Origin of the sequence: Providencia sp. PROV197 (assembly GCF_028479625.1) — a bacterium.
GTDB lineage: Bacteria > Pseudomonadota > Gammaproteobacteria > Enterobacterales > Enterobacteriaceae > Providencia > Providencia vermicola.
On the sequence record NZ_JAMPNZ010000027.1, the window covers coordinates 24769 to 39091 of the forward strand.

The following is a 14323-nucleotide window of genomic DNA, read 5'->3' on the forward strand; positions in this document are numbered from 1 at the left end:
GAAAATATGTCTCAGTCAATTAACGTCGTCGTTGGCGTCGGTGTCATTATCACCAATAAACAAGGGCAGATTTTACTAGGTAAACGTAGCAGCAAACATGCACCCTATTGGTCTATTTTTGGTGGTCATGTCGATCCAGGTGAAACATTCGAAGCCTGTGCTATTCGGGAAATAAAAGAAGAGATTGGCATTGATATCACCACACCTTCTGTATTTGGTATCAGCAATAACTTACAAACCTATCAGCAAGAAGGTAAACATACCGTTTCCATTTGCATGCATGTTGAATATAACGGAGATAAACAACCGCAAATCATGGAAATCGATAAATGTGAAAGTCTTATGTGGGTTTCTCCTAATTCCCTGCCTGAACCGCATTTTGAGGCAAGTCGTAACGCAATCAATCTTTGGCTAAATCAGCGCTTTTACAACCAATCTATTTAACACCCCATAAAACATACAAATTAGATTAATTTGTATGTTTATTCACCATCCCTTTCAAATTGTTCAGTTTATTTTATTTTCGTTGTTTACAAGACTTCGCCACTACCGTATCATTTAGCTAGTACAGTGAAACAATTTATTAGGAGCCACCATGGCCGTTAATGGGACAACACAACCAAAAAGCCCTTCTATATTAGGAGGCGCAATGATCATTGCAGGTACCGCTGTTGGTGCAGGCATGTTTTCAATTCCAATGGTGACTTCTGGCGTATGGTTTTCAGGCTCAGTTATCCTGCTAATTTATACTTTTATTTGTATGTTACTTTCTGGGCTAATGATTTTAGAAGCGAATATGAATTATCCAGCGGGTGCTAGTTTTCACACCATAGTAAAAGATTTACTCGGCACTGGTTGGAACACCATTAATAGCTTATCAGTGACTTTCGTCCTGTATATTCTAACTTACGCTTATATTTCTGCAGGCAGTTCAATTATTACCGCAAACTTAGCAGAACATATTCAGATTCCACAAGCTGGAGCGGGGTTAGTTTTTGCATTCATTGTTGCATTCTTTGTTTGGTTATCTACCCGTGCAGTGGATAGGTTAAGTACCATTTTAATTGGTGGGATGGTTATTACCTTTATCATGTCAATTGGTGGGATGATCTCAACGGCTTCGCCCGCAATTTTATTTAACCAAGTAGAGCAAAACGAAACACAATATCTACCTTATGCCTTAGCTGCGCTGCCTTATTTGTTAACATCATTTGGTTACCATGGTAACGTGCCTGGGCTGGTGAAATATTATAATAAAGACAGTCGTAGTGTAGTGAAAAGCTTAACTTACGGTGCCATCATTACTGTTGTTATTTACATCTTATGGCAGTATGCGATTCAAGGAAACATTCCACGCTCTTCATTCATTGAAATCAGAGAAAATGGTAACAATATCGATGCACTACTGGCTCAGATGAATATTTCTACACAAAGCAGCTTTATTTCCCAATTTTTGAATCTGTTTTCCTATATGGCTTTAGCAAGTTCTTTCTTAGGTGTGTCATTAGGTTTATTTGATTTTATTGCTGACTTTTTTAAATTCTCTGATGATAAGCAAGGCCGACTGAAATCTATTTTAGTCACCTTTATGCCACCAACCGTTTTAGCACTGATTTTTCCTAATGGCTTTATTTATGCTATTGGCTTTGCTGGATTAGCTGCAACAATTTGGGCTGTGATTGTCCCTGCATTGATGGCAAAAGCAAGTCGTAGACGTTACCCAAATAATAGCTATAAAGCACCTGGAGGCATGTTTATTATCGGTTTTGTTATTTTATTTGGTTTAATCAACGCCGTTGCGCACATCATGTCCTTAGCTGGTCTACTCCCTATTTACTAATTTGCCATTCTTAATATAGCCCTGCGGGGCTATATTATTTCCCATCAGTTATTTTTCAAAAAATTTTCACTGAAAATTGACCTCAACATCTTGCCTAATCCCGTTTGTGCGAGTAATTTTGTCGCACTCTTTTTGACAATACCAAAGAAGGTTATTTATGGCCAAGGCCAACGAAATCAAACGTGGTTTAGCAATCAACTACAATGGCAAGTTACTACTCGTTAAAGATATTGATATTCAAGCACCTAGCGCTCGTGGTGCCAGTACTTTATACAAAATGCGCTTTACGGATATCAAAACGGGCCAGAAAGTTGAAGAACGCTTTAAAGGCGATGATATTTTAGAAACGATTTCGTTAACTCGCCGTGGTGTCAGCTTTTCTTATATTGATGGTGATGAATATGTTTTCATGGATAACGAAGACTACACGCCATATATTTTCAAAAAAGCAGATATTGAAGATGAACTGCTGTTTATCCCTGAAGAAGGGTTACCAGGCATGCAAGTTCTAACAATGGATGGGCAAGTTTTAGCCTTAGAATTACCGCAAACTGTTGATATGGTTATTGCTGAAACAACACCAGGTATCAAGGGTGCTTCCGCTAGTGCACGTACAAAACCCGCTTTGATGCCGACGGGGTTAACCGTTCAGGTTCCTGAATATCTCACCAGTGGTGAAAAAATTCGTATTCATATCCCTGAACGCCGCTATATGGGACGTTGTGATTAATCTTATATCGATAAAATAATACTAATATGTGTATGCCTATGGACAACATGCTCATAGGCATACATTTTTATTTAACATCATACTCTCCTAGCCTACTACTTCCTCATTTCATTTATTGTCATTAATCATACTTAACAGTGTAAATACCCATCGTTTTTTCTTTATTAATCCAGTTAAACTGCTGTGAGCCCTTCAAATTTGGTAATAGTTGTTCTGTCATTTTTAACTTGGAAACATCAACAGACTGTGTTTTTTCTTTTCCTGAGTCACTCCAACACTTTGTTTCGACAAAATTTTGATTTGTACTAATGATACATGGAGCAGCAACAATCGAGCCTGTAAAACGAATAACCGCAGTATTAGAACGTTGTTGACCACTGTTGTGTGAAGCGAATGTTGAGATACTGGTCATTAATGTAGTCGCTGCTAAAAATGTTAATATTGTTTTTTTTACTAAGCCATTCATAAGAATTTTCCTCTTAAAATTAAGTTATCGTCATTTTTAGTAATTTATTTACTCTTAAATGAATAATTCAGTTCAACTGAATGAGGACGACATCTTATTCCTAATGAACAGCTAGAGATTTCACTTATGGTCGTAGTTTTTTATTTTTAATATTGGATGATATTCAATATATAATTATTAGACTAGATCACACTTTTAATGACCACACGTATTGCAACACATATAAAATTAAGTCTATTAAAATAAGACGAAAATATAGCAATCTTCGTCGAAATTAGTGTTTTTTCTATTTATTTGTATTCGATGTATCAAAAATAGTGTTATTAGATATGAATGAAAAACTCAACTACAAAATTAATTTATCACCGACTAACTTAATTGCTTCTGGACGTCAACGAGCCTGTTACCAGCACCCAGATTATGATGAGCTTTGTATTAAGATTCACCTAAAAGGCCGCGATGATAAAGAAACACTCAGAGAAGTGCGGTACTATAAGCGCCTTTATAGAAAGGAATACCAAGCGACAACAGTGTCCCACTATTTTGGCACACAAGAAACCAATCTTGGGCTAGGTTACGTGTTTCAATTAATTAAGGATAAAACAGGGAATGTATCGCATACTTTAGATTATTATCTAAAAAATAAAAATGCCTACTTAAAGCATCAAAAAAATATGAAAATTGCTTATGCTCAATTTAAAAAATCTATTTATAAAGAAGCAATCGCCACCATGGCGCTAAAAACCTATAATATCGTTTATCAATTAGGCTATAAACCACATGGGCAATTTTTAATTATCGATAACCTTGGGTCGTCTAATTTAATTCCGCTCGATTATTTTTCATCCACAATTGCACGTTCAACGTTAGACCGCCGCTTTGCGGACTTTGAAAAACGGCTATACAAAGAGTTCCATGTCAAATTATAAATATCCATTTTTAGTTATCTTTTTTATTTAATTTTTATTCGATAATTTTATCCCTCTACGCAATAAAGGAGTGATTATATATTATTCCTTTATTGTTTAAGGCCCCCTCAATAAATACTGATAAATACACAGTAGTTATTGCATATCTTAATTAAACTCGCCTATTTAACCACCAAGAGAAGAATTGACCGTCAAAATTTAGCTTTCTACACGTGCTAAAATTTGAGCTCACCTTGCATAAATTTAAACTTCTTTACATTTGAAGTGCAAAAAAAGCTTATTACGTAAATAAACTGAAACAGAGTAATAATAAATGTGAGAAAGATCATATTTCATTATCAATAATCGGCGCAATTATACGCAAAAATACGCTACATATGACAGCAATCACATAACTCAATGGCACATATGCACTTTTATCTAATGTTTTGTAAATTATCCCCCTATTAACTCGCCATTTCGGTTTTGTTTATGTATGCTCTTAAAGGTTTGGTATTCGGGCTGTTACGGTACTAACTTCAAGCAATAACTGAATTAGTAAATATTGAGCTTTCATCTATACTCAATAAGGTCACAAGAAACCTCTGATCCAGTAAAGATTTAGATGGCGTGATAAACACTTTCTGCGAAAAGCACACTCTTATTTATCAATGCGTTTTTCACAGGGAAAAGTTTAGTTTTGTTGTGTCTCTTTACACAATAATGCGATAAAGAAATGGTAAGGGATATATATAAGAATGTTAACCTCTGAAAAACTTAAGCGCTATGCTTGGCGCATTGTTCCGGCAGTTGCTATTGCCGTAACACTCACAGCATGTACCAACCCGAAGTCGACAAAAAATACACAATATACTGCTAAATCAGATGTTCGCATGTTAAACGGTGCTGCAGGCGACTCTTTAACAATGGCATCCCAAGACGAATTTGAAGAATTAGTGCAAAGTGTTGACACTAAATCTAAAATCATGAATCAATATGCAAGTTGGAAAGGTGTTGCTTATCGCCTAGGCGGAACCACTAAAAGCGGCATTGATTGTTCAAGCTTTGTTCAACGCACCTTCTTTGAACAATTCGGCGTAGAATTACCTCGTACAACGTCAGAACAAGAGTCTTCAGGCAAAAGCGTAAAGCGTAATAATTTAAAAGTGGGTGACATTGTTCTGTTTAAAACAGGTCGTACAATGAAACACGTTGGCATTTACATTGGTGATGAAAAATTTGTTCATGCATCAACCAGCAGTGGTGTCATTGTTTCTGAAATGTCTAATAGTTATTGGAGTAAAAGGTATTATGCAAGTCGTCGTATTATCAACGGCTCCTAATTTTCAGTAAAACACTCCCCCTTACCTATAAAAAAAGCTTCCAAAATTGGAAGCTTTTTTTATATTTGCTATCAAGTAAAAATGAAAACTGCCATTATTGCGTAGAATAATCTTTTTAACGCCAGTATAAATACTAGCCCTTATTAGCCACCACAAAATGAGTCAGATACAATATCTCCCCCATTAAAAACATTACAGCTCAAGCTAACTAAGCACAATAAAACCCTGAAGATAGCTCCGCAATTGCAACACCCGTTGCTTTTAAACGGCACATTGCAGCTAATTCATCATTCGCATGAATGAACAGACAAACCTCTTTCTGCCATTCTAGGATAGCACTTGAAATCTGCATATCGGATAACGATTCAGACAGTTTCTGCATCGCAATACAATCTGTTGCACAGTCATGACTAAGTAATTTTAGCCCCACAAGATTATCGCTATCAACATCATTCATAGGCACAACTTCTACGTCTGTTCCTATTTTGCCTGATAACCAGCGGTAGCTTTGCGGTAGCCTGTGCACCACCGAAAGACCTAATTTTTCCACAAAAATATCCTATTAAAACAATTGGTATTTTGCCTAATTACAGGAAATAGCCCTGCAAACAAACTTAACATTGAGTAATGACCCTATATCCTGTGTGTTCTTTGAAGTCAATTTTTGACTTCAAAATATTACTCGTTCAAACCGAAGCTTTAACACAATAAAAAGTAACAACAATGTTAAATATTAGAACCTAAATATAACATTAAAATTATGATGTGTCGTTAAATTTTTGTGACGCAAATCATTGCACGTCTATTTTTCTGCTAAAAATATTAAAAATTAAATTAATTTTGACATCAACCTTCAACATGATAGGTAAATCATTTAACTATTTTTTACATTTACCAAATAAAAATAGCAACAACCATTCAAATTTTTGATGAATAGTTATTTTTCAATTAGCTCAGTCAATCCCATTTTGGGTGTCATTAAAAACATAAATTTAACAAAAAGCACACTAATGATAATTGATTTAGATCATTTTTCATCACGTAATTTAATACCGATGATAAACTAATCGAAATTACCGAACAGTAACACTGAAAAAACTCAATATAATGTGAATGATAAGAGATTACTTAAGGGAAAATAAGAATATTCGGGGAAATAAAAGGTGAGAACAAATTATCAGTTTCATCCATGAAGCTGATAACTCAGAGATTATTTCGCTTTTTTAGCTAACAAAACAAAAAGCATCGATAAAGCGACACAAGCCACCATCGAACCTACCATTGGCCACGCATTTTTAGCGGGGATCAGTGATAATAACGTTCCTACTAGTGCGCCAATTGAAAAACGAATCGTTCCTGCTAAGGAAGAGACCGTTCCTGCAATATGTGGGTAATTATCAAGGATCACTGCCATCGCATTAGATGTAATCATTGCAATTCCACTGACATAAATGGCGACGCCAATAACTAACGTCCAAAAATCAAGACTAAATGCGGTTGTGCCTAATAACCAAATCCCCATAATAAACTGGATAATAATACCAAAATACAGCATCTTCTCTGCGCCAAAGCGCCTAACATAGCGACTGTTAATAGTCGTCATAATAAAGAGAAAAATGATGTTAATACCAAAATAGTAACCGAAATGTTGAGGAGAAACGCCATTTAGGTCGATATAAACAAATGCACCTGCATTTAAGAATGAAAACATCCCTGCAAACGAAAATGAACTCGCGAGTATATAGAACAAAACTTGCTTTGCCCTAAATAAGGTCGCAAACTGGCGTAATGTTGTGCCAATGTGGAATTTTTGCCTTTTCGTAACGGGTAATGTTTCACGCACAAAAAAGCTCACTAAAATCACTGCAATAACTGCCGCAATGGCAATGCTCCAGAAAATCGCATGCCATGAGAACCAACGCATCAATTCGCCACCTAAAATAGGAGCCAATAAAGGTGCGATCGTCATCACCAATACCACAAATGACATACTTCTAGAAAATTCGTCGCGCGTAAACATATCACGCATCAATGCGTTAATTACCACACTGGCGGCTGCGGCGGCAAAACCATGCAAAAAACGTAACCAAATAAGTGAATCAATTGATTCGGTGATTGCACAAGCAGCCGATGCTATAGCAAAAACAATTACTCCACCCAAAATCACGGGTTTACGACCGATGCTGTCCGCCATTGGTCCATAAAAAAGTTGCCCAATCGCAAAACCAAAAATGTAGCTGTTGAGCGTCATTTGAATCCGCCCCTCATCAACATTAAAATATTGCATCATCGTCGGAAAGCTAGGTAGGTACATGTCAATAGCCAACGGCATTAGCATAGACAATAAACCTAATATTAAAATCAGCCCCAAATAGGATGAACGCTGCTGTTGCACGCTATAGACTCCTGCTTTTATTTACGTGGTACATTAATGCTATTAATTTCTTCATCTGTCAGTGGGCGATACTCGCCTTGCTCAAGGGTCTCATCCAAGTAAATGTCCCCTACTCGCTCACGGTGCAGTCCACAAACATGATTTCCTACCGCGGCAAACATTCGTTTAACTTGGTGATAACGGCCTTCACTGATAGTTAAGCGAACATCACGAGGACTGATAATTTCGAGTTGTGCGGGTTTTGTTGGGTACTTTTCACCATTTAACATGATGCCTTGCTCGAATTGTTTGGCAACATCGGAGGCAATATCTTCACTTAATTGAACACGGTACGTTTTCTCACAATGGTGTTTAGGCGATGTAATGCGATGTGACCACTGTCCATCATCGGTGAGCAACACTAACCCTGTCGTATCAATATCTAAGCGCCCCGCAGAATGAAGCTTTTGTGCAAGCGGCTCATCAATAAAATAAAGAATGGTAGGATGTGTTGGGTCATCGGTAGAACAGATGTACCCCTGGGGCTTATGCAACATAAAATAACGCGGCCCCGTGACTTGTACTAACACATTTCCATCATAAGCGACTTCATGGTCAAGCGTGACTTGGAATGCTCCTGATTTGACCACTTCATCGTCAATCGTAACAAGACCTGCACGCAATTCACGTGCTACCAAACTCCGGCTTATCCCTAATTGCTGGGACAAAAATTTATCCAGTCGCATAGATTCTCTTAACTTGATGGATTGCCAGCGAAGCGTACAATAACGCTTAACTGTCAGAATAAAGAATGAAAGGTTGCTGTGATTACTATCACATAATTCATTATAACAATAACCCTAGTTAAGGGATAGTTTCCATGAAACAACATACATCTTTAGACAGAGTCATTGTTTTAAATTAAATTTAACCTCATTCACCTGTTTTTTTAACCAATACTGAGCAATATGTCTTTTTCCTTACGCCCATACCAACAAGAAGCCGTCGACGCGACGATCCACTACTTTCGCAAACACACTCAGCCCGCCGTTATTGTGCTGCCTACCGGTGCAGGGAAAAGTTTGGTGATTGCTGAATTGGCACGTCTTGCCCGTGGACGAGTACTGGTCTTGGCCCATGTTAAAGAATTGGTCGAGCAAAATCACAGTAAATACCTCGCCTATGGCCTCGAGGCGGATATTTTTGCTGCAGGGCTGAACCGAAAAGAATCACAAAATAAAGTGGTTTTTGGCAGCGTACAGTCTGTCGCTCGTAATCTTGCTGCTTTCAATGGACAGTTTTCATTAGTGATTATTGATGAATGCCATCGCATCAGTTTGAATGATAAAAGCCAATACCAGCAAATCATTCAGCATCTACAAAAAAGCAATTCAGCCTTACGGATTCTAGGCTTAACCGCTACCCCTTACCGTTTAGGTAGCGGGTGGATTTACCAATATCATTATCATGGCATAGTTCGGGGTGATGAAAACTGTTTTTTCCGAGATTGTATTTATGAGCTGCCACTGCATTACATGATTAAAAATAAGTTTTTAGTTCCCCCTGAACGCTTAGATATGCCTGTTTTGCAGTATGATTTTAGCCAAGTTTCGTTGACATCTGCAGGTATTTTTAATGAGCAAGAATTAAACCTTTCACTGCAAAAACAACAACGTATTACACCTAAAATTGTTGCACAAATCATTGAATATGCAACACCACTGCAAGGCTGTATGATTTTTGCGGCTACCGTCGAGCACGCAAAAGAAATTTTGGGTTATTTACCAGTAAAGTCTGCCGCATTAGTCACCGCCGAAACACCTGCGTCTGATAGACAAGCTATTATTAATCAATTTAAAAACAGAGAATTACATTATCTTGTCAACGTTTCTGTTCTAACCACTGGCTTTGATGCCCCCCATGTTGATGTGATTGCAATTTTGCGCCCAACTGAATCAGTTAGTTTATATCAGCAAATTGTTGGTCGTGGGTTACGTCTTTGCCAGGGGAAAACCCAATGCTTGATTTTAGATTATGCGGGTAATCCTCATGATTTATATCGCCCTGAAGTCGGTTGCAGTAAACCAAACTCTGCCAGTGTCCCTGTTCAAGTTTTTTGCCCTCTTTGCCAATTTGCTAATGTGTTTTGGGGAAAATGTACTACTGATGGGCAAATTATTGAGCACTATGGCCGTCGTTGCCAAGGCTGGGAAGAAGATGATAATGGTCAAAAGCAACAATGTGAGTTCCGCTTTCGTTTTAAGCAATGCCCCCACTGTGGTGCTGAAAATGATATCGCAGCTCGCCGTTGCCAAAAGTGCCAAGAAGTCCTTACTGATCCTGATGACATGCTCAAAGCAGCATTAAAATTAAAAGATGCACTGATTATTCGTTGTGGTGGTATGCAATTTATCTCTGGTAATGATGCAAAAGGTGAATGGATAAAAATAAACTATTATGATGAAGATGGCACTAGCGTCTCAGAACGTTATCGCTTAACAACTCCCTCTCAGCGTCGTGTATTTGAATACCGTTTTTTGCGTGAGCACCAACGAGCGCCAGGCATTCCATTTAAATGGAATAATGCAAATGACATTATTTTGCAGCAATCATTATTACGTTACCCACAATTTATCGTGGCACGGAAAAAAGACCGCTATTGGGAAATTAGAGAGAAAATTTTTGATTATCAAGGGCGGTTTCGCATCGCAAACTCCCTTTCCTGACGCAATAAACGATCTTAAAGATTGCTGGATGGCGGTTTTTTCGATAAAATGCCGCCGCCTTCCAATTTCTCATTTTCCAAAATGCGTTATTCCTAGGCCTAATCTCGAACCTGCTGCTGGGTCGCCTGTAGCAGGAATTTATATTTTCTTTTTATAGAGAAATAGTAATGTTAACTATCAATGCAATTGAACGTAAAGAGCAGGGTAAGGGTGCGAGCCGCCGCCTGCGCAGAGATAATCAGCTTCCAGCTATCGTTTACGGTGGTAACCAAGAGCCTATCTCTATCACTCTGAGCCACGATGAAGTTATTAACCAAGAAAGCAAAGCAGAATTTTACGAAGTTCTGACTCTGGTTATCGATGGTAAAGAAACAAAAGTAAAAGTTCAGGCTGTTCAACGTCACCCATTTAAGCCAAAAGTGACGCACATTGACTTCCTGCGCGCTTAATTAAAGCCCACAGCCGAGCTTTAGAAATTTCGGGACGCCGAGTAAATAACGCCGCAATTGCGGCGTTATTTATTTCTAAAACTTTATTTTTTGCATCAATCAATATTACCAATACGCTAACAAAATATTTTATTTGCTGCCACGACGCTGTAATTGGTCGCGTAAGTTTGGCGGCGTACCACGAATGGTTAGTGTATCTGTCACTGGGTCCCAAAAAATACGTTCGCCCATCAACATAGCATCAAAGCTAATCGTTATACCGCCACCACTACCTGAAAATTTAGTCAATTGTTTAAGTGTTCCCCTATCTGCTGGGAAGCTTTCCTCCAATTGGTAATCATTTTGACGAGCAAAATCATCAAAGCTTTGTTCTTCTACCAGTGGCAACTCTTTCGCCAATTCCTGTAATTCAATTTCTTCGCCAGATTGCAGCTGTTCAGTGCAGTAACTATGCACTTGTTGACGATATGCTTGGCGAGTGTTTTTATCCATCTGAGCATTATCACAAAAATCATCCAACGCTTGGACTAAACCTTTGTTCTGCACTTTCGCATTCAAACCTTCAGATGCCGCTAAAAAATCCATAAAAAAATCAGATACTTTACGCCCTACTCGACCTTTTAAGAATGTTAAGTAGCGTTTCGAGTCTGGATTAGTTTCCCACTCGGTTAAATCAATGCGTGCAACGATATCTGCGTGTGGAATATCTAAATAATGTGTCGTCCCTAAATCTAATGTATCTGTGACAAACATGCTATCGCAGCTATTAAGAACAGAAATCAATAAATATTCAACGGCAAGGTAACGGTATTGGCAAAAAAGAACAATCCCCCCCTCAGCAAATGGGTATTTCGCGAGTTCATCCTTTAAACGAACCGTCATAGCACGGCTAAAACCTAAAAATTCTTCTTCACCCTTGCGTAAGAGCTTTAATGCATCAGCTAATTCACTTTCTTCATTGAATTCACCAAAGGCTTTACTTTTTGCGCTGTAAACACGGTGCAATTCTGCCATCATGTCTTGCACGACATCATCAGTCGTCAATAAAGAATCCCGTAACATCACCTCTAAGGTTTGTTCATCTCGCTTAATCAACTGATGTAAGGCTATCTGGGTAATTTCCAGACTCATTGTTAGCTCCTTCTTCTAGCAGAAATATTATCGCGCGTATTCAAACATTGATATCTATACGCTGCAATAGAAACTATCATTTGCCTCATTTTTCATCAGCAAATGCTGAACTAATACACACTTTTTGAATCTGAATAAGCATTATTATCACTTAAACAAAAATTTGTTGCGAAGAAAGAAGAAAAACATGCGGCTATACGCTATGATATGGAGCTTTCATTAATTTAGGATGTCTCAATTTATGCCACAATCATCTCGCTATAGTGATGAAAAAGTTGAAGGTTTACTCTCTGACCTCGTGAGTGTGTTAGAAAAAAACCATACCCCTGTTGACCTTTCCCTAATGGTGTTAGGTAACATGGTAACGAACCTGCTCAATACGTCAGTTGCCCCCGCACAACGTAAAATGATTGCAGAATCCTTTGCCAATGCGTTACTTTCTTCTGTAAAAGAAGATAAATCACACTAACAGATTAATGAAATAAACAGTATGGTCACCCATCAGCGCTACCGTGACAAAGTCTCTAACATGATTGGTTGGGGACACTGGTTTGCACTATTTAATATACTGCTTAGCCTCGTGTTAAGTAGTAGCTATCTGTTTATTTTTGATTGGCCAGACACCTTAGCTGGCCGTATATACGCCTTCGTCAGTTGGTTAGGTCATTTTAGTTTTGTGGTCTTTGCCGCTTACCTACTCATTATTTTTCCACTGACCTTTATTGTGATGTCTCAGCGGCTGCTGAGGCTAATTTTTGTTGCACTTGCCACTGCAGGTATTACACTCCTAATCTTTGATATCCGTGTTTTTAGCCAATTTGGCCTTCATCTAACACCACAAGTTTGGGATTTAGTCATCAATCCAATCAAAGGAGAAATGGCTCGTGAGTGGCAACTGATGTTTATCAGTATCCCCATTATTTTCTTGGTAGAAATGCTGTTTGCAACTTGGAGTTGGCAAAAACTACGAAGTTTAAACCGCCAAACGTTTGGTAAGCCCCTAGCAGGCATTTTCATTGTGACATTCATTATGTCGCATTTGATGTATGCGTGGGCCGATGCGAATTTTTATCGTCCAATCACGATGCAGCGTTATAACTACCCATTATCACAACCGATGACGGCCCGTAAATTATTAGACCGATATGGTTTATTGGATCTTACCGAGCACCAAAATCGGGTATTCCAACATGGTAGTCCTACCGCTCTGAAGCTTAATTACCCTCTTAAACCTTTGAGTTACTACGACCAAGGTACAGGGTATAATTTACTCTTACTGGTCGTGGACGATCTCGGTAATGAAGCTCAACAAACAACAATGAGCTCCCTTAACAGCTTTAGAGAGATGAGTACGCAGTTTACGAATCACTATACTGCAGGTTTACGCGATGACACTGCCTTGTTTGGTCTCTTCTATGGCATCTCATCTACTTATCTTGATAACATTCTTAATGGTCGTCACCCTTCTGTCTTGGTTGAAGCGCTACAACACCAAGGTTATCAGTTTGGTCTGTTTTCAACAGATGGATTTAACTCACCACTGTTCCGTCAAGCCATTTTATCCGATTACTCATTACCTGCTAAAACAGCAGATAATGATAGCCTAACTATTAATCAATGGATTAGCTGGTTAGATAACCTTAAACATGATGCACCTTGGTTCTCTTTCTTGAATATCAAAGGCGTACCAGGCAGCCCACAAACTAACAAGCAAATTGACCAAGTTATCGCAACATTGAAACGTGATAACCGCCTTGAAAATACCATCGTCATTATTACTGCTAACTATAATAAGCAAGGTAAACAAGAAGAGGATTGGCTAAGCGATAAGAACTTTAATCGCGATCAAATGCGCGTCCCTTTATTTATTTATTGGCCAAATACACCTGCTCAACAAATAGGCAAGTTAACTAGCCATCAAGACATTATGACGACATTGATGCAACGGTTATTGCATGTGAATAATCAAACAGATGATTACAGCCAAGGTGAAGATTTATTCAGTAACCAACGCACATACCCGTGGGTGATTACTGGTGATGACAATGATGTGGTCATTACCACTGACAATGCCACTTTATATATGGATCATAATGGGCAATTTAATATTTATGATAAACAAGGTGTTATTGAAAAAGAAGCAAAACCTAACTTGGCTGAGCTTCTGAAAATTTTCACAGAATTAAAACGATTTAATGAAAATTAGTGCTTAATTATCAATCAGTCTCAACATGAGCCTCTTGATTTTAAGACCAAATTGGGTAGTATAAATCACAGTTCGGCATGTAGCGCAGCTTGGTAGCGCACCGTCATGGGGTGTCGGGGGTCGTAGGTTCAAATCCTATCATGCCGACCA

General features: G+C 38.3%; 14 protein-coding genes and 1 tRNA gene. 10 read left to right on the forward strand and 5 right to left on the reverse strand.

The annotated features are described in order from the left end of the window. Positions 1-6: 6 nt before the first annotated feature. The 3 genes from PR808_RS15630 (at position 7) to yeiP (ending at position 2570) form a co-directional block, all read left to right on the forward strand. Positions 7-444, forward strand: coding sequence for a nucleotide triphosphate diphosphatase NUDT15 (locus tag PR808_RS15630; protein ID WP_206082280.1), 438 nt, complete (start codon positions 7-9; stop codon positions 442-444). 151 nt (positions 445-595) lie between these two features. Next, positions 596-1840, forward strand: coding sequence for a tryptophan permease (gene mtr / locus PR808_RS15635; RefSeq protein WP_206082281.1), 1245 nt, complete (start codon positions 596-598; stop codon positions 1838-1840). Positions 1841-1997: 157 nt separating this feature from the next. Beyond that, on the forward strand, positions 1998-2570 hold the full coding sequence (gene yeiP / locus PR808_RS15640) for an elongation factor P-like protein YeiP (protein ID WP_206082282.1): 573 nt from the start codon (positions 1998-2000) through the stop codon (positions 2568-2570). Positions 2571-2691: 121 nt separating this feature from the next. On the opposite strand, the gene PR808_RS15645 is transcribed toward yeiP, so the two are convergent. Further along, positions 2692-3036 carry a hypothetical protein gene (locus PR808_RS15645; RefSeq protein ID WP_272539620.1) on the reverse strand — a complete coding sequence of 115 codons (345 nt, stop codon included), beginning with the start codon at positions 3034-3036 and terminating at the stop codon, positions 2692-2694. A gap of 329 nt (positions 3037-3365) precedes the next feature. On the opposite strand from PR808_RS15645, the gene PR808_RS15650 reads away from it, so the two are divergent. Together PR808_RS15650 and mepS are read left to right on the forward strand one after the other, a co-directional pair. Beyond that, on the forward strand, positions 3366-3965 hold the full coding sequence (locus PR808_RS15650; protein WP_206082284.1) for a YrbL family protein: 600 nt from the start codon (positions 3366-3368) through the stop codon (positions 3963-3965). 737 nt (positions 3966-4702) lie between these two features. After that, the gene (gene mepS / locus PR808_RS15655) at positions 4703-5287 is read left to right on the forward strand and encodes a bifunctional murein DD-endopeptidase/murein LD-carboxypeptidase (protein ID WP_206082285.1); all 585 of its coding nucleotides are present in this window, start codon (positions 4703-4705) and stop codon (positions 5285-5287) included. 208 nt (positions 5288-5495) lie between these two features. On the opposite strand, the gene PR808_RS15660 is transcribed toward mepS, so the two are convergent. The 3 genes from PR808_RS15660 to rsuA form a co-directional block, all read right to left on the reverse strand. Continuing rightward, on the reverse strand, positions 5496-5837 hold the full coding sequence (locus PR808_RS15660; RefSeq protein ID WP_206082286.1) for a hypothetical protein: 342 nt from the start codon (positions 5835-5837) through the stop codon (positions 5496-5498). Positions 5838-6497: 660 nt separating this feature from the next. After that, positions 6498-7682: a Bcr/CflA family multidrug efflux MFS transporter gene (locus PR808_RS15665; protein WP_206082287.1), complete on the reverse strand. Its 1185-nt coding sequence runs from the start codon at positions 7680-7682 to the stop codon at positions 6498-6500. 17 nt (positions 7683-7699) lie between these two features. Further along, complete coding sequence (gene rsuA / locus PR808_RS15670; RefSeq protein WP_206082288.1) at positions 7700-8407, reverse strand: 16S rRNA pseudouridine(516) synthase RsuA; 708 nt, start codon at positions 8405-8407, stop codon at positions 7700-7702. A gap of 222 nt (positions 8408-8629) precedes the next feature. Between rsuA and PR808_RS15675 the strand changes: the two genes are divergently transcribed. Together PR808_RS15675 and rplY are read left to right on the forward strand one after the other, a co-directional pair. After that, the gene (locus PR808_RS15675; RefSeq protein WP_206082289.1) at positions 8630-10387 is read left to right on the forward strand and encodes a DEAD/DEAH box helicase; all 1758 of its coding nucleotides are present in this window, start codon (positions 8630-8632) and stop codon (positions 10385-10387) included. 167 nt (positions 10388-10554) lie between these two features. Further along, on the forward strand, positions 10555-10836 hold the full coding sequence (gene rplY / locus PR808_RS15680) for a 50S ribosomal protein L25 (protein ID WP_206082290.1): 282 nt from the start codon (positions 10555-10557) through the stop codon (positions 10834-10836). 129 nt (positions 10837-10965) lie between these two features. Here rplY and yejK read toward each other — a convergent pair whose 3' ends face one another. Then, the gene (yejK, locus tag PR808_RS15685; protein ID WP_272539621.1) at positions 10966-11967 is read right to left on the reverse strand and encodes a nucleoid-associated protein YejK; all 1002 of its coding nucleotides are present in this window, start codon (positions 11965-11967) and stop codon (positions 10966-10968) included. Positions 11968-12208: 241 nt separating this feature from the next. Between yejK and PR808_RS15690 the strand changes: the two genes are divergently transcribed. The 3 genes from PR808_RS15690 to PR808_RS15700 all read left to right on the forward strand — a co-directional run bounded on the left by PR808_RS15690 (position 12209) and on the right by PR808_RS15700 (position 14323). Then, complete coding sequence (locus PR808_RS15690; protein ID WP_047755730.1) at positions 12209-12436, forward strand: YejL family protein; 228 nt, start codon at positions 12209-12211, stop codon at positions 12434-12436. 21 nt (positions 12437-12457) lie between these two features. Next, the gene (yejM, locus tag PR808_RS15695; protein WP_206082292.1) at positions 12458-14173 is read left to right on the forward strand and encodes an LPS biosynthesis-modulating metalloenzyme YejM; all 1716 of its coding nucleotides are present in this window, start codon (positions 12458-12460) and stop codon (positions 14171-14173) included. Positions 14174-14246: 73 nt separating this feature from the next. Further along, a tRNA-Pro gene (locus tag PR808_RS15700) sits at positions 14247-14323 on the forward strand.